The 25,108-nt window shown below is 57.0% G+C and carries 21 protein-coding genes; 11 read left to right on the forward strand and 10 right to left on the reverse strand.

Annotated features, from left to right (window positions below):
• Positions 1–4: 4 nt before the first annotated feature.
• The gene (locus tag BM205_RS01365; RefSeq protein WP_092411879.1) at positions 5–619 is read right to left on the reverse strand and encodes a putative pterin-binding protein; all 615 of its coding nucleotides are present in this window, start codon (positions 617–619) and stop codon (positions 5–7) included.
• Positions 620–699: 80 nt separating this feature from the next.
• Between BM205_RS01365 and BM205_RS01370 the strand changes: the two genes are divergently transcribed.
• A complete protein-coding gene (locus BM205_RS01370; protein WP_092411880.1) occupies positions 700–1,023 on the forward strand; it encodes a hypothetical protein in 324 nt (107 codons plus the stop codon).
• A 45-nt stretch (positions 1,024–1,068) separates the two neighbouring features.
• On the opposite strand, the gene BM205_RS01375 is transcribed toward BM205_RS01370, so the two are convergent.
• Positions 1,069–1,875: an SDR family oxidoreductase gene (locus BM205_RS01375; protein ID WP_092411881.1), complete on the reverse strand. Its 807-nt coding sequence runs from the start codon at positions 1,873–1,875 to the stop codon at positions 1,069–1,071.
• Between the two features lie 76 nt (positions 1,876–1,951).
• Entirely contained in the window at positions 1,952–3,373 is a 1,422-nt protein-coding gene (locus BM205_RS01380; protein WP_092411882.1) for an MFS transporter, read from the reverse strand.
• 92 nt (positions 3,374–3,465) lie between these two features.
• Here BM205_RS01380 and BM205_RS01385 point away from each other — a divergent pair, with 92 nt between their 5' ends.
• Together BM205_RS01385 and BM205_RS01390 are read left to right on the forward strand one after the other, a co-directional pair.
• Positions 3,466–4,155 (forward strand): ArsR/SmtB family transcription factor, encoded by a 690-nt coding sequence (locus BM205_RS01385; RefSeq protein ID WP_092411883.1) that lies wholly within the window; start codon positions 3,466–3,468, stop codon positions 4,153–4,155.
• A 39-nt stretch (positions 4,156–4,194) separates the two neighbouring features.
• Positions 4,195–5,253 (forward strand): DMT family transporter, encoded by a 1,059-nt coding sequence (locus BM205_RS01390; protein ID WP_092411884.1) that lies wholly within the window; start codon positions 4,195–4,197, stop codon positions 5,251–5,253.
• A gap of 17 nt (positions 5,254–5,270) precedes the next feature.
• Here BM205_RS01390 and BM205_RS01395 read toward each other — a convergent pair whose 3' ends face one another.
• Positions 5,271–5,924 (reverse strand): peroxiredoxin, encoded by a 654-nt coding sequence (locus BM205_RS01395; protein ID WP_092411885.1) that lies wholly within the window; start codon positions 5,922–5,924, stop codon positions 5,271–5,273.
• Between the two features lie 246 nt (positions 5,925–6,170).
• Between BM205_RS01395 and BM205_RS01400 the strand changes: the two genes are divergently transcribed.
• The 5 genes from BM205_RS01400 to BM205_RS01420 all read left to right on the forward strand — a co-directional run bounded on the left by BM205_RS01400 (position 6,171) and on the right by BM205_RS01420 (position 12,905).
• Positions 6,171–6,575: a hypothetical protein gene (locus BM205_RS01400; protein WP_092411886.1), complete on the forward strand. Its 405-nt coding sequence runs from the start codon at positions 6,171–6,173 to the stop codon at positions 6,573–6,575.
• 75 nt (positions 6,576–6,650) lie between these two features.
• Positions 6,651–8,000, forward strand: a complete 1,350-nt coding sequence (locus tag BM205_RS01405) for a TolC family protein (RefSeq protein ID WP_254783683.1) — start codon at positions 6,651–6,653, stop codon at positions 7,998–8,000.
• Positions 7,997–9,283, forward strand: a complete 1,287-nt coding sequence (locus tag BM205_RS01410) for an efflux RND transporter periplasmic adaptor subunit (protein ID WP_092411887.1) — start codon at positions 7,997–7,999, stop codon at positions 9,281–9,283. The genes BM205_RS01405 and BM205_RS01410 overlap by 4 nt, the downstream gene beginning before the upstream one ends.
• A complete protein-coding gene (locus BM205_RS01415; protein ID WP_092411888.1) occupies positions 9,280–12,414 on the forward strand; it encodes an efflux RND transporter permease subunit in 3,135 nt (1,044 codons plus the stop codon). The genes BM205_RS01410 and BM205_RS01415 overlap by 4 nt, the downstream gene beginning before the upstream one ends.
• A 116-nt stretch (positions 12,415–12,530) precedes the next feature.
• Positions 12,531–12,905: a copper-binding protein gene (locus BM205_RS01420; RefSeq protein ID WP_092411889.1), complete on the forward strand. Its 375-nt coding sequence runs from the start codon at positions 12,531–12,533 to the stop codon at positions 12,903–12,905.
• A gap of 48 nt (positions 12,906–12,953) precedes the next feature.
• Here BM205_RS01420 and BM205_RS01425 read toward each other — a convergent pair whose 3' ends face one another.
• Together BM205_RS01425 and BM205_RS01430 are read right to left on the reverse strand one after the other, a co-directional pair.
• A complete protein-coding gene (locus BM205_RS01425) occupies positions 12,954–13,379 on the reverse strand; it encodes a lipocalin-like domain-containing protein (protein WP_092411890.1) in 426 nt (141 codons plus the stop codon).
• A 96-nt stretch (positions 13,380–13,475) separates the two neighbouring features.
• Positions 13,476–15,536 carry an OPT family oligopeptide transporter gene (locus BM205_RS01430; protein WP_092411891.1) on the reverse strand — a complete coding sequence of 687 codons (2,061 nt, stop codon included), beginning with the start codon at positions 15,534–15,536 and terminating at the stop codon, positions 13,476–13,478.
• 233 nt (positions 15,537–15,769) lie between these two features.
• Between BM205_RS01430 and BM205_RS01435 the strand changes: the two genes are divergently transcribed.
• A complete protein-coding gene (locus tag BM205_RS01435) occupies positions 15,770–16,234 on the forward strand; it encodes a (2Fe-2S)-binding protein (RefSeq protein WP_092411892.1) in 465 nt (154 codons plus the stop codon).
• Positions 16,231–18,576: a xanthine dehydrogenase family protein molybdopterin-binding subunit gene (locus BM205_RS01440; protein ID WP_092411893.1), complete on the forward strand. Its 2,346-nt coding sequence runs from the start codon at positions 16,231–16,233 to the stop codon at positions 18,574–18,576. The genes BM205_RS01435 and BM205_RS01440 overlap by 4 nt, the downstream gene beginning before the upstream one ends.
• 44 nt (positions 18,577–18,620) lie before the next feature.
• On the opposite strand, the gene BM205_RS24640 is transcribed toward BM205_RS01440, so the two are convergent.
• Entirely contained in the window at positions 18,621–18,755 is a 135-nt protein-coding gene (locus tag BM205_RS24640; RefSeq protein ID WP_256381754.1) for a hypothetical protein, read from the reverse strand.
• Between the two features lie 127 nt (positions 18,756–18,882).
• On the opposite strand from BM205_RS24640, the gene BM205_RS01445 reads away from it, so the two are divergent.
• Positions 18,883–19,860, forward strand: coding sequence for a hypothetical protein (locus BM205_RS01445; protein ID WP_092411894.1), 978 nt, complete (start codon positions 18,883–18,885; stop codon positions 19,858–19,860).
• Positions 19,861–19,892: 32 nt separating this feature from the next.
• Here the strand turns inward: BM205_RS01445 and rraA are convergent, their stop codons facing one another.
• From rraA to clpB, 3 genes are all read right to left on the reverse strand, one after another.
• On the reverse strand, positions 19,893–20,387 hold the full coding sequence (gene rraA / locus BM205_RS01450) for a ribonuclease E activity regulator RraA (protein ID WP_092411895.1): 495 nt from the start codon (positions 20,385–20,387) through the stop codon (positions 19,893–19,895).
• Between the two features lie 58 nt (positions 20,388–20,445).
• On the reverse strand, positions 20,446–22,242 hold the full coding sequence (locus tag BM205_RS01455; RefSeq protein ID WP_092411896.1) for a diguanylate cyclase: 1,797 nt from the start codon (positions 22,240–22,242) through the stop codon (positions 20,446–20,448).
• A gap of 220 nt (positions 22,243–22,462) precedes the next feature.
• The gene (gene clpB, locus BM205_RS01460) at positions 22,463–25,066 is read right to left on the reverse strand and encodes an ATP-dependent chaperone ClpB (protein ID WP_092411897.1); all 2,604 of its coding nucleotides are present in this window, start codon (positions 25,064–25,066) and stop codon (positions 22,463–22,465) included.
• Between the last annotated feature and the right edge of the window lie 42 nt (positions 25,067–25,108).

Consider the following 25,108-nt stretch of genomic DNA (forward strand, 5'->3'; position numbering starts at 1 on the left):
GACTTCATTTGCCCGCGACCACCTCTATGCAATACAAACCCCAGGGACAAAGCGTGAAGCGTTGGTCCAGCGGTTTTTGCGCCTGCTCGGCGATACGATCGGCGTCATAGATCGCGAAGATGGGACCGAACCCGCCGATCGCCATCGGCTTGCCATCGATATGGGTCGCCAGGATATAGCCGTATTTCCGCAGTTGCGAAAAGCTCAACTGCGGCATATAGCCGTCGACCGAATGAAACACAATCTGCGTCTCCGGCGCTTTGCTGGCGCCCAGCATGTCTAGCACGTCTGCCAGGCGCGGGCCGCGCAGCTGATGCTGCTTGCTGTCGTACTCCATGGTCGGATTGATGGTTACCGCAGGCAGCTTGGCGAGTGCGGCAAGGTCGAAAGCAAACGCGCTGCCGAACTTCACGTTCTGCTTATGCATCATCTGGTCGATCACCGGATCGGTCGGACCGCGATTGCTGCGTTCAATTGCGCCGGTAATTGTTAAAACTGCCGGCGCCGCAGTTTGTGACGTGCCTTTGGCGGCGGCCCTCAAATCAGGCGATACCGCAAGCATTCCCATGGCGCCCGCAATCGAAGCGGTGGCAGTCGACAAAAACTGGCGTTTTTTCATTCAATGCTCCGTGACAAAGATGGTCTGCCGAATGCAGACCGGGTGAATGCCGAACGAGTGAATGCTACATCAAGTTACGAATGAGCAACACCATCGTTGTCAACCAAATATCCCCCGCGGCGTTTATAAGAAATCCCGCTGTCAACCGGGATTGTGAAACCCAATCAACGGAAGGAATCAATATGAAAAAGCTATTTGGTATCGCCGCTCTCCTCTTCGCATTGACACCATTCGCACAAGCCCAGAACTCGGGCGACCCTCTGTCCGGACATCCCGACGCCCGCAACGACCGCCAGATGGAAACCCACCCGGGCGACTATAAGCAAGGGCCTGCCAAGCATCACCGCAAGGCGCCAAAGAAGCACCATCACGTAGAAGAACACAAAGACGAAATGAAAAAATAATTTGCAGCAGAAACACTGGCTCGCGTTGCGTTCTGCGCAGGTGGGTCAGTGCTTGATCGCTGCAGTTACCTCCATCATGAACGCTGTGGCCCCACCCAGCGACCAGCCGCCATCCACCGGCAACACCACCCCCGAAATATAACTAGCCAGCGGCGAGGCCAGGAATATGGCTGCGTTGGCAATATCGCGCGGCGTTCCTTCCCTTCGCAAAGGTACTGTGGAAGCGATCCTGGCTTTCAGCGCAGGAGTCGGCGCCAGCCGTTCCATGCCTTCCGTACCGCCAATCGGCCCCGGCACGATCGAATTGACGCGCACACCCTGCTCGCCCCATTCCATCGCCAGGACCCGCGTCAACATATCGACACCAGCCTTCGCCGCACATACATGCGCCTGCAACTCCATCGGCAGGAATGCCTGGGGCGCCGAGATATTGATGATCGTGGCGCCGGGCTTGGCAAGGTAGGGATAAGAGGCGCGCAGTACGTGGAAAGTACCCAGCAGGTCGATGTCGACCACCGACTTGAAGCCGTTGGGCGACATGCCGAGTGCCGTTGCCGGAAAATTGCCGGCGGCACCGGACACCAGCACGTCGATCTGGCCGAGTGCCTGGTTCGCCCCGGAGAATGCCGCTGCAACTGCATCCGGATTACGCACGTCGGCACAGAAACCGGCAACCTCGCCCCCGTGCGCCGACAATGCAGATACCGCCGCATCAACCTTGTCTTGCGAGCGGCTGGCTACCGCCATTTTTGCACCCCGTTCGGCGAAAGCGTGGGCAATGCCCAGGTTGATACCGCTGGTGCCGCCGAAAACGAACACTGTCTTGCCGTTGAAATCGAATGGATTGATCATGTCGACACTCCTGGACGGTTGTACATACTCGCTCTGCTGACTAACGAACAATGTACGCCAAAACGCCCGGGTCAACTCATTTTCCGCCAGGCCGCACCAGATAACCCATTCCCGCCGCAATCAATAGCAGGATAGTCGCCGTCAACATCGCAATTTTGACACCGGTAAGCGCATCCCCACCGAAACTATCGCTGACCAGCGCGCCAAATACCGCTACCCCGAACGCGCCGCCGACCTGCCTGGCGGTATTAAGTACGGCGGATGCGGTTCCCGCCCGAGCCTTCTCGACGCTAGACAATATCGAGGTCGTCATGGCCGGCACGGCCAACCCCATGCCAGCCGGGATCAGCACGAAACCCGGCAGCATCTGCAAGAAGCTGGCATCTGTCGCAATCCCGACAGATCCGAGTAAGCCGTACCCCAAGGCGCCGATAAAACCGCCCAGCACCATCGGCAAACGTATGCCGGCACGCCCGATCAGCCAGCCGCTGACCAGGTTCGACAGAATGAAGGTGCCCGTCAGCGGCAAAAACGCCAGGCCCGCTTGCATCGGGTTGTAGCCCTGAACTTTTTGCAGATAAAAACTGATCACGAAAATCACGCCGTAATAGGAAAAATTCACAAACACTCCAAACAGGACGGCCGCTGTAAAACTGGTCTGGTGAAAAAAATTCAAAGGCAGCATCGGATGCGCCACCTTCTTTTCTACCATGATGAAAGCAGCGCCGGCGACCACCGCCAGGCAGAACCCGGACAACACCAGCGGATGCCCTAAGCCTAACGGGTGAAGCTCGATCACCGCGCCAACCAGTCCGGTCAGTGCAAAAATCGCCAGTACCTGCCCCAGGAAATCGAAGGAATGCGTGTGTTGTTTGGCTGCCATGGCCGGCACCACGCGCATGGTCAACATGAAACCCAGGATGCAAATCGGAATATTCACCCAAAAAATACTGCGCCATCCGGCGATCGCTAACAACAAACCGCCTAGCACCGGTCCGGCGGCAATCGAGACGCCGCCTGCCGCGGTCCAGAGGCCGATGGCTTTGGCTAGTAACTTCTTGTCGTGAGCACAAGCACGATTCAAGATAGCCAAAGAGCTAGGCACCAGCAACGCCGCGCCGATTCCCTGGATGGCCCGGGCGATATTCAGGAAGGTGGCATTGGGCGATAACCCGCAGGCGGCCGAAGCCACGGCAAACAACAGGAAACCTGCAAGGAACAACCGCTTGGAACCGAATTTGTCGCCCAAAGCCCCGGCCGACAATAGAAACACGGCAAAACCGAGGGTGTAGGCATCCACCACCCACTGCAAGGCCGAGACGCGCGCGTTCAAATCGGCGCCGATCTGCGGCAATGCAACGTTGACGATGGTGATATCCAGCTGCACGATGATAAAGGCGAAACTGCTGGCCGCGATGGTCCAGCCTACTGCCGGCGTGGGCACTTTCGCAACGGCGGTGGCGCTATCCAGTACTTGCACCGGTTGGGGAGATGTCATTGCAGCGGCTCCATTGCATAAGTGAACAAGTCCCAATTTTGAGCCAGTTGCAGCCGCTTGTCACACAACAACAGTACGGTTACCATCAAACTATGAACGACGAACCCGACCTCAGCCGGCTGGCCCGCACCATCGGCGATCCGACCCGCATCCGCATGCTGTCGCTGCTGATGGAAGGCCGCGCCCTGACCGCCAAGGAGCTGGCATACGGCACCGAAATCAAGCCGGCCACTGCGACCACGCATTTGCGCCAGCTGCTGGACGACAGACTGCTCGACATGACGACCCAGGGCCGGCACAAATACTTTCGGCTGGCCTCGCCGGAGGTGGCGCGCCTGATCGAATCGTTGATGGTATTTGCGCCGAAACGCAAGCGTATCGGCCCGACCACCGGCAACGACGCCATCTGCACCGCACGCTTCTGCTATGACCATCTGGCAGGGAAACTCGGCACCCGCTTGACCGAGGTGCTGCTTGAACGCGGTTTGTTGAATGCCGACGACGGTATATTCTCACTGTCAGCGCAAGGCGAAACCTGGTTCAACGACCTTGGGATCGATACCGCTGAACTAAGGAAGAGCCGACGCCAATTTGCCTATCCTTGCCTGGACTGGAGCGAACGCCGGGATCATCTGGCCGGCGCCTTGGGAGCAAAGCTGGCGAAACGAATGATCGAGCTCGGCTGGCTGACCAGGACCAAAAATTCTCGCGTGGTTGGCATCACGCCGGAAGGGTGTACCGCGTTGGCGGAACAGCTCGGGATTGCGCTGCACCAGGAGTAAACGGCGTGGCAAACAAATGTAAGATTCAAGGAAAAACCCATGCATCAAGGTGTTCTCTTCGCATTGCTGGCCGCGGCCCTGTTTGGCGCCAGCACGCCGTTTTCGAAGCTGCTTGTGGGGCAAGTCTCACCGGTCATGCTGGCTGGCCTGCTATATCTCGGCAGCGGTCTCGGCTTATCGCTCTGGCATGGAGTACGACGCGCGCTTTTGCGTAATCAAGCTGGCGGCAACGGATTGTCCAAAGCCGACCTGCCGTGGCTCGGCGCGGCGATTTTAAGCGGCGGAATCTGCGGCCCGATCCTGCTGATGCTAGGCCTTTCAATCACCCCTGCCTCCAGTGCCTCCTTATTGTTGAATATGGAAGGCGTCCTGACAGCGGCCCTTGCATGGTTTGTTTTCAAGGAAAATTTCGATCGCCGGATTGTGCTGGGAATGCTCGTCATCGTGCTGGCCGGGATTCTGCTGTCGTGGCAGCAAGTACCGGAGTTTGGCGTTCCATGGGGACCTTTGGCGATTCTGGCAGCTTGCCTGTGCTGGGCAGTCGACAATAACCTGACGCGCAAGATCTCCGCCAGCGATGCGGTCCAGATCGCCGCGCTCAAAGGCTTGGTCGCTGGTGTCGCCAACCTGAGCCTGGCCTTGCTGCTGGGTGCGCAATTACCGGCGGTCGCCAGTATCGGCGCCGCCGCGCTCATCGGCTTTTGCGGGTACGGCGTCAGTCTGGTGCTGTTCGTTTTGGCGTTGCGCCACCTGGGCAGCGCCAGGACCGGCGCCTACTTTTCGGCAGCGCCATTCATCGGCGCCGCGATTTCCCTGCTGGTGTTGCATGACACGGTGGGCGGCTTGTTCTGGCTGGCCGCGGGACTGATGGGAGTCGGCATCTGGTTGCACCTGACTGAACGCCACCAGCATCCGCATACGCATGAAGAAACCGAGCATGCGCACAGCCACCGGCACGCTCCAGGCGATCCCCACCACCAGCATCAACACGACTTTGACTGGGATGGCCGCGAACCGCACAGCCACCCTCACCGCCATTTACCTATCAGCCATAGCCACGCGCATTACCCGGACATACACCATCGGCATAGCCACTAAGCTTATGCGCCAAGCCTTTACTTCGGTTGCGACACGACCCGTAAATACGGTTTCAATGTCTTGAAGCCCTGCGGGTATTTCTTTTTGGCGTCCTCGTCGGACACCGAGGTGGGAATAATGACGTCTTCACCGGGTTTCCAGTTCACCGGCGTCGCCACAGTGTGTTTGGCGTTCAGCTGAATCGAATCGAGCAAACGCAGCACCTCATCGAAATTTCGGCCCGAGCTCATCGGATAGACCAGCATTGCCTTGACCTTCTTGTCCGGTCCGACGATGAATACCGAGCGCACGGTGGCGTTGTCAGCCGCGCTGCGCTGCCCGCCGCTGGCATTGGGATGAATCATGTCGTAGAGTTTCGCGACCGTCAGGTCGGCATCGCCGATCATCGGATAATTGACCGCATGGCCTTGCGTCTCTTCAATATCCTTGAGCCAGGCATTGTGGTCGCTGACGGGATCCACACTTAGTCCCATGATCTTGGTGTTGCGTTTGTCAAACTCCGGTTTCAGGCGCGCCATGTAGCCCAGCTCGGTAGTACAGACGGGGGTGAAATCTTTCGGGTGGGAAAACAGGATGGCCCACTGATCCCCGATCCACTCGTGAAAGTTGATCTTTCCTTCAGTGGTTTCAGCAGTAAAATCCGGCGCTACGTCACCTATGCGAATTGTCATTTTCAGCCTCCGTTATGTGTGATGGGCTTGTCAAACTCTGCGTGCAGAGCCCCAACTGAGCAGCCTGGAACAACCATTCTAGTCAATCGGCCTGGGTTTCATAGACATCTCTACAGACTTCTCTAAATAGTTGCCAGTGGAAACCAAATAGTTCTTGACCTTCCTACAGGGGTAACCCTGACAATGCGCTAGCTTGACAACAAATATCGTTGCTACGTACTATAAATAAAGCAAAAATTACAAACAATGAAATTTTCCCGCTCATCCCGCCTGATTGCCGCACTTATCGTGCTGGTCAGCATGCTGTTCATGCAGCTTGCCATGGCGGGTTACGCCTGTCCGAGTTCCAACACAGGGCAAATCGACGATTCGATGTCGATGTCCGTGGAGAGTGACCAGGCGATGAGCGATTGCGTGGGCGTGGACAAGGAGCAACCAAGTCTCTGCCACGCCAATGGCCAGGCAGGCAACCAGTCGCTGGACCGGCCATCTGTGCCACCTGTGCAACCCTTTATCGCTGCCGCACTGACGCTGGTATTCCAGAATATCGAGATCGTCGACCACTCCAGCGACGTCCAACCCAATTCTCTTCTTTTGGCGCGATCCACAGCGCCACCGCTGTCTATACGAAACTGCTGTTTCCGCATTTAACTCCCCAGATCGCCTAGTCCGCCATCGTCGTGCCTTGTGCATGTCCGACGTTGTCTATTGCTATCTGGAGGTTTCATGTCATCCCTGCTGTCACTTCCGCATGTTGCACACTATCCGGTGCGCAATGCGGTTCTTCGTTTTTTCGTAAAATCCAGCCTCGCCGCACTGGCCGGTTGGCTGATGCTGGCGGCCAACGTCTACGCGGTTGAAGCACCACTCACACTCGCCGAGGCCCAGCGCCGCGCCGTAGAACGTTCGCGCCAACTTACAGCACAGGATTATTCTATCGCCGCCGCGCGTGACATGGCAGTCGCCGCCGGCCAACTACCCGACCCGGTATTGCAGGTTGGCATCGACAATGTGCCGGTTACCGGACGTGACCGTGGCAACCTCAACACTGATTTCATGACCCAGCGGCGGGTCGGAGTGATGCAGGAAATTACACGTTCTGACAAACGCCGTTTACGTTCTGATGTATTCGAACTGGAAGCGCAAAAGACCCTGGCCGAAAAAAAAGCCGCAACGGCTACGATCGAACGCGACACAGCGCTGGCTTGGCTTGAACTCTATTACGCGAATGCAATGGCGGCCGTGGTCGCCGAACAAGGTGAGCAGGCGAAGCTCGAAATTCAATCGGCCGAAGGCGCCTACCGAGCCGGTCGCGGCAATCAAACCGATGTCATCGCCGCCCGCGACGCGCTGGCGAAGTTTGATGATCGCGCCAGCGAGATCCGGCGCCGCGTGCGCAATGCCAATACCATGCTGGCACGCTGGATTGGTAATGTTTCGGGTGTTTCTTTGGCCGACAAGCCAGTTACCGATACCGTCCGGGTGAATCCGGCGATGCTCGACGATACCATTGCGCACCATCCGCAAATGGTCGTCCTGGCGAAGCAAATCGCCGTCGCCGAGACGCAAGCCAAGATCGCGAAAGCCAATGAAAAAGCGGATTGGAGTGTAGAAGTGTCATTCCAGCAACGCGCGGCGCCTTTTTCCAACATGGTGTCCGTCGGCCTGTCGATTCCGCTGCAATGGGATCGCGAAAATCGCCAGGATCGCGAACTTTCTTCCAAACTGGCGCAGGTGGAGCAAGCCAAGGCCGAGCGTGAGGAAATGTTGCGCGCAAATATGGCCAAGATCCGCACCCAGGTCGACGAATGGCAAAACGACCGGGAACGTTATGCCCGCTACGAACATGAACTGATCCCGCTGGCAAATCAACGCACGCTGGCTGCGATCACTGCTTACAGCGGCGGCAAAACCAGTCTGGCTGATGTTCTTGCGGCACGTCGCAATGTGATCGACGTTCGCATTCAGGCATTGCAACTGGCAACCGAAACCGACCGCTTGTGGGCCCAGCTCAATTTTCTCTTTCCTGCCGACGACGTAACGACGCATTCCGGGATGAACAAGGACACCCAATGAAAAACAAGAAACTATTCCTCGCCGCCGCGATTGCTACCATTACCGCTCTTCTCGGAACAACCGGCTACGGCCTGTACCGGGCTGGCATGAATCACGGCAAGGAGCTCACCACTTCATCCCGGGCCAACGACCCGGCGGCCGGCGACTCTGCGAAAAAAGTGCTGTATTGGCACGACCCGATGGTGCCGGGTCAGAAATTCGACAAGCCGGGCAAGTCGCCGTTCATGGATATGCAATTGGTCCCGGTATATGCCAATGATGCCGATCCTGGCGGCGACGATGGCAAGGTCAAAATCAGTCCGAGGGTGGAGCAAAATCTCGGCATACGCACTGCCGAAGTCACCAGAGGTAATTTGGCGTCCGTAGTCGTTGCCGTGGGTAGCGTGGCATACAACGAGCGCGACGTCGCTGTGGTACAGGCACGCAGCAATGGATTCGTAGAACGGCTGTATGCACGCGCGCCACTCGACCCGGTGCGCAAGGGACAGGCGTTGGCTGAATTGTATGTACCTGAATGGGTGGCAGCGCAGGAAGAGTATCTATCGGTCAAGCGCATGCAGGGAAATGACATGGAGGGCCTGCTTGGCGGTGCCCGCCAGCGCATGCGCCTGGTCGGCATGACGGATGACCAGATACGCCTGGTGGAATCGAGTGGCAAGGTACAGGCTCGCCTGAGCATTCTCGCTCCTATCGGCGGCGTGGTCTCGGAGCTGGCGGTGCGCGAAGGCATGACCGTGATGGCTGGCGCACCGATGTTCAAAATCAACGGCCTTGGCACGATTTGGGTCAATGCCGATGTGCCGGAGAGCATGGCGGCACAGGTGCGCCCGGGAAATGCAGTCGAAGCGCGCACGCCGGCATTGCAAGGAACGGTATTTAAAGGCAAGGTCAGCGCGATTCTGCCGGATGTGAATCCGGCTACCCGTACGCTCAAGGCGCGCATCGAGTTGGCCAATCCGTCCGGCCAGCTGGTGCCGGGTATGTTTGCGACGATCAACTTTTCGCCCACCGCGCGCAAGGATGTCTTGCTGGTACCGACTGAAGCAGTAATTCAGACGGGAACCCGCAGCGTCGTCATGGTAGCGGAAGGTAACGGCAAATTCCTCCCGGTCGCCGTTGAAATCGGCAGCGAGACCAATGGCCAGACTGAAATCCGCAAAGGATTGGACGCGGGACAACAGGTCGTCGTCTCCGGCCAGTTCCTGATCGATTCCGAAGCCAGTCTGAAGGGTGCCGAAACACGCATGGAGGTCATGTCCACACCACCAGGAGCTGCGCAATGATCGCCAAGCTGATCCGCTGGTCCATCGTTAATCGCTTCCTGGTGCTACTGGCGACGCTGATGGTGACGGCCTGGGGCATTTGGTCGCTGGCACGCACGCCGCTGGACGCCATTCCTGATTTATCGGATGTACAAGTCATTATCCGCACCAGCTATCCTGGCCAGGCGCCCCAGATAGTCGAGAACCAGGTCACCTATCCGCTGACCACCACCATGCTGTCGGTGCCAGGCGCAAAGACGGTGCGTGGCTACTCGTTTTTTGGCGATTCCTTTGTCTATGTCCTGTTCGAAGATGGCACCGATCCTTACTGGGCCCGTTCACGGGTGCTGGAATACTTGAACCAGGTGCAGTCGCGCCTGCCGCCGCAAGCTAAAACCGCGCTCGGACCGGATGCCACCGGCGTCGGCTGGGTCTACGAATACGCACTGGTCGATCATAGCCGCAAGATGGATCTGTCGCAGTTGCGTGCCTTGCAGGACTGGTTTCTGAAGTACGAGCTGAAAGCCGTGCCGAATGTCTCGGAGGTAGCCAGTATCGGCGGCATGGTGCGTCAGTATCAGATCGTGCTGGATCCGGACAAGATGCGCGCCTACAACATCCCGCACGGCAAGATCATCGACGCGGTGCAGAAAGCCAACCAGGAAACCGGCGGTTCCGTGTTGGAACTGGGTGAGGCCGAATACATGGTGCGCGCATCCGGGTATCTGAAATCGCTGGACGATTTCCGCAAGATTCCGTTGATGACGACCGATGCCGGGGTATCGGTGCGGCTGGGCGATGTCGCCCGCGTCCAGGTGGGGCCGGAGATGCGGCGCGGGATTGCCGAGCTGAACGGCGAAGGTGAAGTCGCCGGCGGCGTCATCATCATGCGCTCCGGTAAAAATGCGCTTGAAACCATCGATGCCGTGAAAGCCAAGCTGGAGAAATTGAAGGCGAGCTTGCCGCCCGGTGTCGAAATCATCACAACCTATGACCGCTCGAACCTGATCAAGCGCGCTGTCACCAACCTGAAAGAAAAACTGATCGAGGAATTCATCGTGGTCGCCGTGGTGTGCGCCATCTTCCTGTTCCACATCCGCTCGGCGCTGGTTGCCATCATCACGCTGCCGATCGGCATCCTGATCGCCTTTATCGTCATGTATTACCAGGGAGTTAATGCCAACATCATGTCGCTGGGCGGGATTGCTATCGCGGTCGGCGCCATGGTCGATGCCGCGGTGGTGATGATCGAAAATGCCCACAAGCATATCGAGGCCTGGAGCCATGCGCATCCCGGCGAGAAATTGCAAGGCAATGATCACTGGCGCGTCATTGGCGACGCCGCTGCCGAAGTGGGTCCGGCGCTGTTCTTCTCGCTATTGATTATTGTGCTCTCGTTCATTCCGGTGTTTACGCTGGAAGCGCAGGAGGGACGATTATTCTCCCCACTTGCTTTTACCAAAACCTACGCGATGGCAGCGGCGGCCGGGTTGGCGGTGACATTGATTCCAGTCTTGATGGGCTATTTGATTCGCGGCAAAATCCCGAATGAGCAAAAGAATCCGCTCAATCGTTTCCTGATCGCGCTGTATCGCCCCTTGCTAGATATCGTGTTGTGCTTCCCGAAATGGACTTTGTCAGGTGCGGTGTTGGTGGCCGCTGTGACGGTGTGGCCCATGACCCGGCTCGGCGGCGAGTTCATGCCGCCATTGGATGAAGGTGATGTCTTGTATATGCCGTCGGCGCTGCCCGGGCTGTCGGCCGGCAAGGTGCAGCAATTGTTGCAACAGACCGATCGGCTGATCAAAACCGTGCCTGAAGTACAAAGTGTGTTCGGCAAAGCCGGCCGCGCGGAGAGCGCCACCGATCCGGCGCCGCTGGAAATGTTTGAAACCATGATCCAGTTCAAGCCGCACGACCAGTGGCGGCCCGGCATGACGCCCGACAAACTGATCCAGGAACTGGACCGCGTCGCCAAGGTACCCGGGCTTTCGAACATCTGGGTGCCGCCGATACGCAATCGGATCGATATGCTGGCGACCGGCATCAAAAGTCCGGTCGGGGTCAAGGTCGCAGGGGTAAGCCTGCAGGAAATCGACCGTATTACCGGCGAAATAGAACGCGCCGTCAAGCACGTACCGGGGGTATCGTCGGCGCTGGCCGAGCGTTTGAACGGCGGCCGGTATATCGATGTAAACATCGACCGCGATGCGGCAGCCCGCTACGGTTTGAATATTTCGGACGTACAAAGTGTCGTATCGGCGGCGATTGGCGGCGACAACATCGGCGAAACCGTAGAGGGATTGCAACGCTTCCCGATCAACGTACGTTATCCACGCGAGGTACGCGACTCTGTCGAAAAATTGCGCCAGCTACCGGTGCTGACAGAGCGCGGCGCCCAAATCCAGTTGGTCGATGTCGCGGCGATTCGCATCAACGACGGCCCGCCGATGCTCAAAAGCGAAAATGCACGTCTGTCGGGTTGGGTTTATGTCGATATCCGTGATCGCGACCTGAGCTCCACCGTTCACGACATGCAGCAAGTTGTGGCGAAGGAAGTTAAATTGCCGGCCGGTTACTCGATCGCCTGGTCAGGACAGTTCGAATATCTGGAGCGCGCCACCGCCAGACTAAAAATCGTGGTACCTGCCACCTTGCTGATTATTTTTGTCCTGCTGTACGTGACTTTCAAGCGTTTCGACGAAGCAGCCTTGATCATGGGGACATTGCCGTTTGCACTTGCTGGCGGTATCTGGCTGTTGTGGCTGCTTGACTATCACCTGTCGGTCGCCGGTGGCGTCGGCTTCATTGCACTGGCCGGCGTATCAGCGGAATTTGGCGTGATCATGTTGCTGTATTTGAAACAGGCCTGGGAACAACGGCAGGCCAGCGGCAAAGGCAGCGAAGCCGATCTGCTCGATGCGATACGCGAAGGCGCGGTATTGCGGGTACGGCCCAAGGCGATGACGGTAGCCGTCATCATCGCCGGCCTGGTACCAATCATGCTCGGTGCCGGCACCGGATCGGAAGTCATGCAGCGCATTGCCGCACCGATGGTGGGCGGGATGATCACTGCGCCGCTGCTATCGATGTTTGTAGTCCCGGCGGTCTATCTGCTGTTACGCCGGGGGCAAATTGCCAAGCGCCAATGAGGTCGCAATAAACGCGCATGGAAGCAGGCGCGGCGCTCGGCCGTAAGGTTTTTATCTAACGGACGAGTGCAATCTGTTTCGTATTACCACTCTCAACTTAAAAAAAGGAAATAAGCATGAAACCAATCGCAATCCTCTCTTTGCTTCTGGCACTGTCCGCATCCGGAACTGCACTCGCGCAATCTGCCAGCACGAAAAACATGGATATGAAGGGTATGGACATGAAGACCATGCCGATGGACAACATGAGTTCCAGCGCCACTGCCAAGGTAGCCACCCATCAGGCGACCGGTGTGGTGAAGACTGTTGACACGACCAAAGGCACCGTGACACTGGCACACGGACCTGTCAAGAGTTTGAATTGGCCGGCCATGACGATGACCTTTGTTGTGAAGGACAAGGTGTTCTTCGACAAACTCTCAGTCGACAAGAAAGCGACCATCGATTTCGCCAAACAAGGCACAGATTATGTTGTTACCAGCGTGAAGTAGTTGTTGCCAGAAACTGGCGCCCTGTTCCGATTCATGGGCGCCGTCTTATTACTCGCGTCTAAAACTGAGAATAGCCCTTCCTATCGGATTTCCTGGTACTAACGGATTCGGCATCCAGGCCGTAAAGACGACGAGCGCGTCTCCATCAAGCTTGTATGATCGTTCCTGCTCGGTGCCGTTCCAGGCTTCATTCCAAGATGAATCAACCTTTGTGATGAACCTGTCCCCATCTATCCGATACCGTCCTGTATAGGCGATCAAAGTACGGAAAAGTGCCAGCAGTTTCTCATCCGTATTCCCTGGCTCCCGCACCTGTGCGGTAATTAACACCATCATTCGCCCGTCAGAGCCGAACATAAGATGCCCATTGGGGGTGGCGCCCCACGGTTGGGTGCGCTCCTTTGAGTCCTGAAGCTCGGTATCAAAAGAAACCAATCGCCAGCAACCGTGGAGCTTAGTGTCGCGCTCAGACATATTCCCTCCTGTAGTAGTTCGCCTAAATGTACCCACCTGTCCAATTTCCGGTGCGGGCCATCGCACACCTTCTGCAATGGCCCCTGCTACTCCAGCTTATGCCTTCTGTGCCGTCAATACACGACGCGAAAATACCCAAGCCACAGCTGCAAATACGATCAGGCCGAGCCATTGCGCGGTATTTTCAAACGTACCGCCAACCAGCGCCAATGGCGAATCGTTGCCGGTAAAGCCAATGATGGCCGCCAGCAGCACACCCACCAGGCTTTCACCGACGATCAGGCCGGAAGCCAGCAAGACGCCCCGCCGGTTCGGCGCTTCGGCGTATTGCTCGTATGGCACGCCTTGCTTCTGCGCACGCTTTTTCAAGATGCGTTCGATAATCCAGGCCAGCAATGTGCCCAGCACCAGCGTCGAGGCAACTGTCGGCGGCAGATAAATGCCGATCCCGACCGCCAGCACCGGCAAACGCGCGACACCACCACGACGGCGCAACACTTCATCGACCGCTACCAGCACCACGCCCAATCCAAGGCCGATCAAGATCATGTTCCAGTTCAGTTGATGGGTAAAAATCCCGGTCGCAATGGCGGTCATCAAGGTCGCTTGCGGCGCCGACAAGGCGTGCGCCACATCCATCTCCGCGCGCGGCATCGCCCCGGCAAAACCGTAAGCGTTATACAACAGCTCAAGCACCGGCGGAATTACCACCGCGCCGACCACGCAGCCGATCAGTAACGCTACCTGCTGACGCCAAGGTGTTGCGCCGACCAGCCAGCCGGTTTTCAGATCCTGCAGGTTATCGTTGGAAATAGTCGCCACTGCGATCACTGCCGAGGTGGTAAAGATTGCCAGCGCAATCCCTAACTTATTCCCGCTTTCAGTGGCCAGCAAACCGTCACCGCTGCCCACCAGCAAAATCAGCAAGGAGATCAACACCACGGCGACGATACCAACGCCGGAAATCGGACTGGCGGAAGAACCGATCAGTCCTGCCATGTAGCCGCAGGCAGCAGCAATCAGGAAACCGAAGATAACCGCGAACAAGACGCTGTAGGCAACCAGGCCCCACACCATGCCGGCGGACAATGGCGCCGCGCTCAGGAAGCTGGCAAAGGTCGCTGCCAGGATCGCTACCAGCACCAGCGTGATGGCGATGATCCAGCCCGGCGCAAGATCGCGCTCGGTGCGTGGAATATTGATGCGGCCATTGCCGCCGCGCAGCGCCTGGAAGGAAGTCTTGACGCCTTCCAGCATCGGTTTGAACAAAGTGATCAGCGTCCATACCGCCGCCACGCCGATGGTGCCGGCGCCGATGAAGCGCACGTCCTTGCTCCACAAGCCAGTGGCATATTTGGCCAGCGTCATGCCGTCCGGGATGCTGTGCATCGAAGTCAGCACAGGTACAGCCACGCCCCAGGCAATCAGCAAACCGATCAACATGGCGATACCGGCGACGATGCCGATCAGGTAACCGGCGCCCAGCAATGCCAGCGAAAATCCGGCAGACAACCGCACTACCGCAGGCCCGGCTGCAAACCACAAATTGATGCCTTCGCCCAGCACCCGGAAACCGGATGAGAACAAGGTCACGATGGCAGCGGTGAAACCACCGGCCATGATGTCGACGATGCCGGTTTCCGCCTTGGCTCCGGCCTTGCCGGTAACCGTGTCGAGTTCGACTTCAGCACTACCGACGCGCAGGATTTCCGCAGCCGCCACGCCTTCCGGATAAGGCAGGTCGCTTTGCACCACCATCGCGTGCCGCAGCGGAATCGTGAACATCACGCCCAGCATGCCGCCGGCGGCGCAAATCGCCAGGGTTTGCCAGTATGGGAAGCCTTGCCAGTAACCGATCATGACCAGTCCGGGCAGGATAAAGATAATCGAAGACAAGGTGCCTGCGGCCGAGGCCTGGGTTTGCACCATATTGTTTTCAAGAATATTGGCGCTCTTGAACATCCGCAACACTGCCATCGAAATCACGGCGGCCGGAATCGCGGAAGAAAAAGTCAGGCCGACTTTCAAGCCCAGGTACACATTGGAGGCCGTGAATACGACTGTTATCAACGCGCCTAGAATGATGCCCCGTACCGTCAGCTCGGGCAGCGAAACATTGTCGGGAATGCGACCAGTTTTATTAAACAAATCGGACATCGAAACTCCATCACCAAAATTACAATCTGCCAATTATCCCCGAAACAGTTGCCCATCATCAAAGAATTTGACTTGGGTCTACAATGCCAAGGCACAACTATTCTGATCGAATCATTAGTAATTGCCAGACAACTCACAAAGTTATCAATTAGATTACACTGGCTGCAATTTAGCTACAGCGAATTCGTCCTTCAATAGGTTATCAACCCCAAGCTGGAAAGGTAGAACCCACCATGACAAGCCTGAACATCAACGGCAAGCAGCATGACATCGACTTACCGGAAGACACTCCGCTGCTGTGGACCCTGCGCGATCACGTCGGCCTGACCGGCACCAAATTCGGTTGCGGCATGGCCCTTTGCGGCGCCTGCACCGTCCATCTGGATGGCGAGCCGATCCGTTCCTGTATTACTCCGATTAGCGCCGCTGCCGGCAAGAAAGTCACCACCATCGAAGCGATGGCTGAAGACAAGGTTGGCCATGCGGTGCAGGAAGCATGGATTGCACTAGGCGTGCCGCAATGCGGTTATTGCCAGGCCGGCCAGATCATGTCTGCCACCGCCTTGCTGAAAACCACCGCCAAGCCCACCGACAAGGAAATCGACGATGCCATGAGCGGCAATATCTGCCGTTGCGGCACCTATACCCGTATCCGCGCCGCGATTAAACAAGTCGCGGATAAAGGAGTCGCCAAATGAGCGCCGCTTTTGATTTTGAAAAAGATAGCGCTAACACTCCAGGTGAAGAGGTTAGAGGCGTTGCATCAGTCAGTCGCCGTACCTGGCTCAAAGGTGTCGGTGCGTTTACCGGACTGGCGTTGACGGTTGGCGTGAACGGACTGGTGATGGCGGCCGATCCGGCCCCGGCAAAAAAATACGGCGGTGCCGGCATGCCTGGCGGCACCGTCAACGATCCACTCGTCTTCGTTTCGATAGGTGCCGACGGCATCGTCACCATCGTTGCCCATCGCTCCGAAATGGGCCAGGGTATCCGCACCAGCCTGCCGCTGGTAGTAGCCGATGAGCTCGACGCCGACTGGAGCCGCGTGCGCGTGGTGCAAGCCAATGCCGACGAAAGCCGCTACGGCAACCAGAATACCGATGGCTCGCGCAGCATGCGCCATTTCTTTACTCCAATGCGCCAGGTGGGCGCCACTGCCCGCCTGATGCTGATTTCGGCCGCCGCTACACGCTGGAGCGTGCCGGCATCGGAGATCACCACCAAAAACCATGAAGTACTGCACGCCAAGAGCGGCCGCAAGCTGGGCTTCGGCGAGCTGGCAGTCGATGCCGCCAAGTTGCAGGTGCCGCCGGCAGCCCAGGTGCAACTGAAGGATCCCGCGCAGTTCCGCTATATCGGCAAAGACGTATTCAACAGCGTCGATTTCCGTGACATCGTTACCGGCAATACCCACTACGGCATCGATACCCGTCTCGACGGCATGCTGTATGCGGTGATCGCACGGCCGCCGGTGTATGGCGGCAAAGTGGCGAGTTTCGATTCTGCCGAAGCCTTGAAAATTCCGGGCGTGGTGCGCGTGATCGAACTCAAAGGCAGCCCGCCTCCAGCCAAGTTCAATCCATTGGGCGGCATTGCCGTAATTGCACGCAATACCTGGGCCGCGATCAAAGGTCGTGAAGCATTGAAGATCACCTGGGACAATGGTCCGCATGCCGGCTACGATTCGACTGCGTTCAAAACCACCTTGCAGGAAGCTGCACGCAAGCCGGCCAAGGTAATGCGTAATACCGGCGACACCATGGCGGCGCTGGCGCAAGCCGGCAAACGCATCGAAGCCGAGTACTACATCCCGCATCTGGCGCATGCCACGATGGAGCCGCCGGCGGCCACGGCCCGCACTGCCAACGGCAAATGCGAAGTCTGGGCCTGCGTGCAGGACCCGCAAGCCACGCGCGACACGGTGGCGGATCGCCTGGGCTGGAAAACCGACGCCGTGAAGGTTAATGTCACCTTGCTGGGTGGTGGCTTCGGCCGCAAATCCAAGCCTGATTTCGCAGCCGAAGCGGCGCTGCTGTCGCAAGCGATGGATGGCGCGCCGGTCAAGGTTACCTGGACGCGCGAAGACGATCTGCGTCACGATTATTTCCACACAGTTTCGCTGGAACACCTGGAAAGTACGCTCGATGCCAAAGGCAAACCGCTAGCCTGGCTGCACCGTAGCGCGGCGCCGACCATCGCCTCCACTTTCGTCGCCGGCGCCAAAGGCGAACAGCCAGGCGAACTGGGCATGGGCGCAATCAACATTCCGTTCGTGATCCCGAATATCCGCATCGAAGCGCCGGAAGTGGAGGCACATACTCGGATCGGCTGGTTCCGCTCGGTCTACAACATTCCGCACGCATTTGCTGTGCAATCGTTTGTGGCCGAACTGGCGGCGGCAGCCAAGCGCGATCACAAGGAATTCCTGCTGGAGCTGATCGGCCCGGCGCGCCAGGTCAATCCGCAAGAGATGTCGGACACCACCAACTACGGCGAATCGCCGGTCTTGTATCCGCTCGATACCGGCCGCATGCGGCAAGTGGTGGAGCTGGCGACCAAGGAAGCCGGCTGGGGCCGCAAGGTGCCTAAGGGCCACGGCTTGGGTCTTGCCGTGGCTTACAGCTTCATGTCTTATGTGGCCGCAGTGATTGAAGTGGCGGTTGCCGATGACGGCACGATCAGTATTCCAAGAGTCGACATGGCGATCGATTGCGGGCCGCAGATCACGCCGGACCGGATCCGCTCGCAAGTCGAAGGCGCCTGCATCATGGGACTGAGCCTGGCGCTGACCGGTGAAATCACTTTCAAGAACGGCAGTGCGGAGCAAGGTAACTTCCATGAATACGAAGTGCTGCGCGCCTTCAGCGCCCCACGTGACCTGCGGGTCCACATGGTGCCGCATAAGTACGACATGCCGCTGGGAGGTGTCGGTGAACCGGGCACGCCGCCGATCGCTCCGGCGCTGTGTAATGCTATTTTTGCTGCTACCGGCAAGCGCATCCGCAACCTGCCGATCCGGGATCAGCTGAAAAAGAGCTGATCATGTAGGGTGGGCACGCCTTTGTGTTCACTCTGCTCCTTTCACTACCAGTTGTACTTCGCCGATGCGACCAGTGTGCGCTGGTTACCGTAGAAACAGGTGTTTTCCGACTGGCAGCCGCTCACGAAGGTGCGGTTGAACAAGTTGCTGGCATTCAGCGCCAGGTCCAGTCGACCCACAAAGACGCCAACTGGCGTGGCTGTGGAAATGTGTCTAAGTAAAAGGGAGAAATCTGGAGCGTCAGAGAAAACGGAAATTTAAGTAAGCTAAGCTATGTCATTTTCGAAACCGCAAAGAGGAGGACGAATGAATTTATCGGCAAAATCACTCTTCATTGGAAGTGTTCTGCTCTATTCACTATCTTGCAATGCACTGGCTTCTGCACCACAAAACTTTCTCTATACCAGCTCCGACAACTTAACGCGAATTGAAGCATTGATACAACGCCCGGACATCGGGGGCGTGCAAGTCGTCTACAGCTGGAAGGCGCTGGAAAAAGAGAAAAATCAATACGACTTCTCACAAATCGAAAAGGATTTGAACTATCTCGATGGGTTGAACAAAAAATTGTTTATTCAGATCCAGGATCGTTTTTTTGAGCTAAAACATAAAAATGTGCCGCTATATTTGCAGCAGGATCCGATTTATAAAGGTGGCGTTGTCGCACAGTACGACAACCCCGGGGAAAATAAACCAATAGGTTATGGCTGGGTTGCCCAGCAATGGAATCCGGCGGTGCAACAACGCTATCAGCTGCTATTGAAAGTGCTGGCAGAAAAATTCGATGGCCGTGTATTTGGCGTCAACCTTCCGGAAACCGCGATCGATCCCGACGTGAAGCACGACAAAACCGGATTCAGCTGCGAAAAATATTTTAATGCGGAAATGGAAAATCTCGATTTTGCCAAAAAGGCATTTAAACAGTCGCATGTGGTCCAATACGTCAATTTCTGGCCATGCGAATGGGATAACGATCACAAATATATGTCGCGCCTGTTTGCTTTTGCCGAACAGAACCACATTGGTCTGGGCGGCCCCGACGTCGTCCCGAATAAAGCAGCACAGATGAAAAATGCCTATCCGTTTTTCCATCAGTACAAAGGCAAACTCAGCCTGGTAGCAATGGCCGTGCAGGAACCGACACTAACCTATACCAATCCCAAAACAAAGAAACCGTTTACCCGCGATGAATTTTCCGACTACGCGGAGAATTACCTGGGCGTAGACATTATCTTCTGGAGTACCGCATCCCCATGGTTGAACCAGGGCCAGTCGCCGGAATGAAGATTGCACCGTGCCAGCCCAAGCTGCTTTGCTCAAAGCAGCTTTTGGCTAGCCACCAGCACGCCGTCGGCATCGGCATAAATCCATGCGCCCGGCGCAATCGTCACGCCGGCAATGGAGACGCTGATATCGCGCTCCCCTACCCCTTTGCGAACGCTGCGTTGCGGGTGCAACGCCAACGCACGCACGCCGATATCGCAGGCGTTCAGCTCAGCCGAGTCGCGTACGCAGCCATTCACGACAATGCCGGCCCAACCGTTCTTTTGCGCCAGCACGCCGAGATTGCCGCCAACCAGGGCGCAACGCAAGCTGCCACCGCCGTCGATCACCAGCACCTGGCCGTTACCATCGGTTTCCAGCGTGCTGCGCACCAGAACATTGTCTTCATGCACCTTGAGGGTACGCGCCGGACCGTAAAATGCCTGGCGTTTGCCCAAGGCGATAAATACCGGAGGCAACACCGCCAACGCGGCAGTACCCAGCTTGTCTTCGTTAGCGTCACATAAATCGCAGGTAGAAAAAATCATTGCATCTCCATCGCAAGGGAGTGAAAAGAAAACTGTAAATGGAAGCTATAAACCGGAATTAATCGTCCGATGAAAACGTCAGGCCGCCGAATTTCTTGACACTATACATCCGCTTGTCGGCTACCTTCAACAAGGTTTCCAGATCGAGGCCGTCGGCCGGATACAGGGCGCCGCCGATGGAGGCGCCGATCTGGCAATGCTCGCCGTTACCCATCAGGATCGGCTTGTTCAGCACCGCATAAATCTTTTCCGCAATCGCCAGCGCCGACTCTTCATCGGCTACGCCGGGCAGGTAGACGATGAATTCATCGCCGCCGAAACGCGCCACTTCATCTTCCTTGCGCAAGGCGTTTTGCAGGCGCAAGCCAACTTCAATCAACACCCGGTCACCTTCATCATGGCCATAGTGATCGTTGACCTGCTTGAACTTGTCCAGATCGACGAACAGCACGGCAAACCGGAACAGCGACGGATCGACATCGGTGCGACGGCGGAATTCGATCTGCGCGATCAGGGTATCGCGATTGAGCAGGCTGGTAAGGCGGTCGGTGCGCAGATGGCGCTCTATTTCCTGGAAGCTCTTTGCCAGTTCGCCAATTTCATCGGTGCGGTCGATATTCAATTTGGCAAATGGCCGGCCGCTGCCGATGTTGCGTACCGCCAGCGTCAGCTTGCGGATATCGCGCAGGACCCAGCGCAATATCGCGTAGCCGACCAGCAAAGCCAGCAGGATTACCAGCAGCCCCAGATACAAGCTCTTATAGACACTGGCATTGACCGCTCCCCAGAAATCCGAACGCGGCAACGCCACCACCGCCACCCATTCCAGCCCGGCAGCATCGCGATGAATCTGTGCCGCCACCTCGATCTGCCCGTACTGGCTGGGAAATGCGCCAATGATCAACTTGCCTGGCGTCGGCGGGCTGGCAGCCGAGGTATCTACCGGATCGATCACCGCCGTAACCTCACGGTGTTTCTGTAGATAAGTTTGCACCAATTGCCAGCTTTGGCGCATGAAGGGCGAAGCGACATCGTTGAGATTATTTCTTACAGACAGCCTCTGAGCGCCATTGCGCAGGGCGAAAGCACCTTCACCATTCGACGATACCAGCAGGTCGCCGTCGCGCTCGGCCACAAACGCGACGCCATTCTTATCCATCGATAACGTCTGCAAATAGTCGCGTAGCGGCCGTAGCGACAATTCCCGCGCCACCACGCCGAACACTTGCTTGCTGGCGTCAACCACCGGCCGCGCCAGCATCAGCACCGGTTCATTGCTGGCGGGATCGATGAACACTGGCGACCAGGTATCTTTTTTCTGGTTGATAGCATTCAAATACCAGGTCTGCTCGCGCGGCTCGTAGTGTTCCGTTTCCAGGAACGTCATTTCCGTGGCGGGGCCGCGACTGCGGTACATGTGGACCAAGCTCTCGCCGGCGCCTCTCAACCTGACCCGGAATTCGTTGGCAGCGCTTCGGCGAATGGAGACATAATGGCCGTCCGTACCGGCAAAGCTGATCAAGCCGCCCACCACCGGAAACAGGCCGCTGGCAATCCACATGCGCTCTTCCAGCCGGTTCACGCTGACCGGAAAAGGGATGGGAGTCGGGGTTTTATTGGCGGCGTCGGCAATCTGATCGGGCGCGACCACCCGCAACGCCGCGCCGGCGTCGAATAATTGCCTGTTGATGACGCTGTTGATGCCTCCCATCATGTCGGCCAGGACCTTCTGCGATAACGCATCGGTAGCTTGCTGACCGGTTTGATAGAGCAGCCAGCCGACTGAAACGGCCAGACACAACAGTAGCGCTGCAAACGGCAAAATGAATAGGCGTTGCAGTGACGTTCGCTTCAAAATTGCCTCAAAAAAAACGCAAAAATTGGCAATGCCTGCTTACGGATTAGCCAGCATATACCCAGGCGCAGGTGCAGGCACAGGTGCATGCATATGCGAGACACATGCGCAGCATAAGTTTAAAAAAAGGCCACACGGCGGAGCCATGCGACCTCTTTTCATAAAGCAACACATTCAAGCCTGCTGCGATTCTACCCGTTTGCACAGGTAAAATCTGAGCTTACATTGTCGCTTTGAACACAATCTCACCATTGTTAACATTTATATGAATCGTGTCCTTGGGCCCGAACTTACCTTCGAGGATCAATTTGGATAACGGATTCTCGATCTGCTGCTGGATTGCTCGTTTCAATGGCCGGGCGCCATAGACCGGATCGAAACCTGCTTCCGCGATTTTCTGCAGAGCGCCTTCCGAAATGTCCATTCCCATATCCATTTTTGCCAAACGCTGTTCGAGAATTTTCAGCTGGATCTTGGCGATCGCGCCGATATTCTTCTCATCCAAGGCATGGAACACCACGATTTCATCGATACGGTTGATGAATTCAGGACGGAAATGGTTTCTCACTTCAGCCATCACTTCCTGCTTGACCGCTGCCGGATCCGCACCTTCCATCGCCTGGATCCGATGCGAACCCAGGTTGGAGGTCATCACGATCACCGTATTCTTGAAATCGACGGTACGGCCCTGGCCATCGGTCATGCGGCCATCGTCCAGCACTTGCAGCAGCACGTTAAAAACATCCGGATGGGCTTTTTCGATTTCATCCAGCAAAATCACGCTGTACGGCTTGCGACGCACCAGTTCAGTCAGGTAACCGCCCTCTTCATAGCCTACATAACCCGGCGGCGCGCCGATCAGGCGGGCTACCGAATGCTTCTCCATGAACTCGCTCATGTCGATGCGGACCAAGGCATCTGTGCTGTCAAACAAGAAACCGGCCAGAGCCTTGCACAACTCGGTCTTACCAACACCGGTAGGGCCAAGGAACATGAACGAACCGTAAGGCCGGTCAGGATCGCTCAGGCCGGCGCGCGAACGGCGGATGGCGTCCGACACCGCAACAATCGCCTCATTCTGGCCAACCACGCGTTTATGCAGCTCGTCCTCCATCTTGATGAGTTTATCGCGTTCGCCCTGCATCATCTTGGCTACCGGAATGCCGGTAATGCGCGAAACGATCTCGGCAATTTCATCGGCGCCAACCTGGGTCCGGACCAGCTGCGGTTTGCCTTCCGGGTCAGGATGCTCGGCTGCCAGGGCATCCTGTTTGGATTGCGCCTCAAGCGCTTTCTCAAGCTCATTGAGTTTGCCGTACTTCAGCTCGGAAACCTTTTGCCAGTCGCTCTTGCGCGTCGCTTCGTCGATTTGCAAACGCAGCTTTTCAATTTCTTCTTTCAGATGCTGGCTGCCTTGGGCGCTGGCCTTTTCCGATTTCCAGATTTCTTCCAGATCGGCATACTCACGCGACAACTTCTCGATTTCCTCTTCGATCAGGGCGAAGCGCTTTTGCGATGCCTCGTCTTTCTCGCGCCGCACGGCTTCACGCTCGATCTTGAGTTGAATCAGTCGACGATCAAGCTTGTCCATCACTTCCGGTTCGGAATCGATTTCAATCTTGATCTTGGCAGCTGCCTCATCGATCAGGTCGATAGCCTTATCCGGCAAGAAACGATCGGTAATGTAGCGATGCGACAACTCCGCCGCCGCAACAATCGCCGGATCGGTAATTTCAACGCCATGATGGACCTCGTATTTTTCCTGCAAGCCGCGCAAGATGGCGATGGTAGCTTCGACGCTAGGCTCGTCGACCAGGATCTTTTGGAAGCGCCGTTCCAGCGCCGCATCTTTTTCGATGTATTTGCGGTATTCATCCAGTGTGGTGGCGCCGACGCAATGCAGCTCGCCGCGCGCCAATGCTGGTTTCAGCATATTACCGGCATCCATCGCGCCTTCAGCTTTGCCGGCGCCGACCATGGTGTGCAGCTCATCGATGAATACGATGGTCTGGCCTTCATCCTGGGCAATTTCCTTCAGCACGGCTTTCAGCCGCTCTTCGAATTCGCCGCGAAATTTGGCTCCCGCCAGCAACGACGCCATGTCCAGCGACAAGACGCGTTTCGATTTCAGACTGTCGGGGACTTCACCGTTGACAATCCGTTGCGCCAGTCCTTCCACGATCGCGGTCTTGCCAACCCCCGGTTCGCCAATCAGCACCGGATTATTCTTGCTGCGCCGTTGCAAAATCTGGATCGCCCGACGGATTTCATCATCGCGGCCGATCACCGGGTCGAGCTTGCCAATGCGGGCCCGCTCGGTCAGGTCGAGTGTGTACTTTTTCAGTGCTTCGCGCTGTCCCTCGCCATCCTGCGAAGCAACATTGGCGCCGCCGCGCACGGCGGTAATCGCAGCTTCCAGCGCTTTGCGGGTCAGCCCGTTTTCGCGCGCAAGGCGCCCCGCATCCGATTTATCGTCAAGCAGCGCGAGCAACAGCATTTCGCTGGCAATGAATTCGTCGCCGCGTTTTTGTGCTTCCTTGTCGGCCAGATTCAGCAATGCCGACAGATCGCGACCGATCTGTACTTCGCCGCCATGGCCGGAGACTTTAGGCAAGCGCTCCAGCGCTGCTTTCAAGCCGGCGCCCAGCGCGGCGACATTGACGCCTGCGCGTTGCAGCAAGGAGGTGGCGCTGCCGTCATCCTGATTCAATAAAGCGATCAAGGCATGGACCGGCTCAATATACTGATTATCATTGCCGACAGCCTGACTCTGGCCATCGGCGATTGCTTCTTGCAACTTTGTGGTTAATTTATCGAAACGCATGGTTCCTCCAAAATATCTAATGGATAGAAAATTGGGACGGGC

It is taken from the genome of Collimonas sp. OK307 (genome assembly GCF_900113705.1).
In the GTDB taxonomy this organism is placed as follows: Bacteria; Pseudomonadota; Gammaproteobacteria; order Burkholderiales; family Burkholderiaceae_D; genus Collimonas.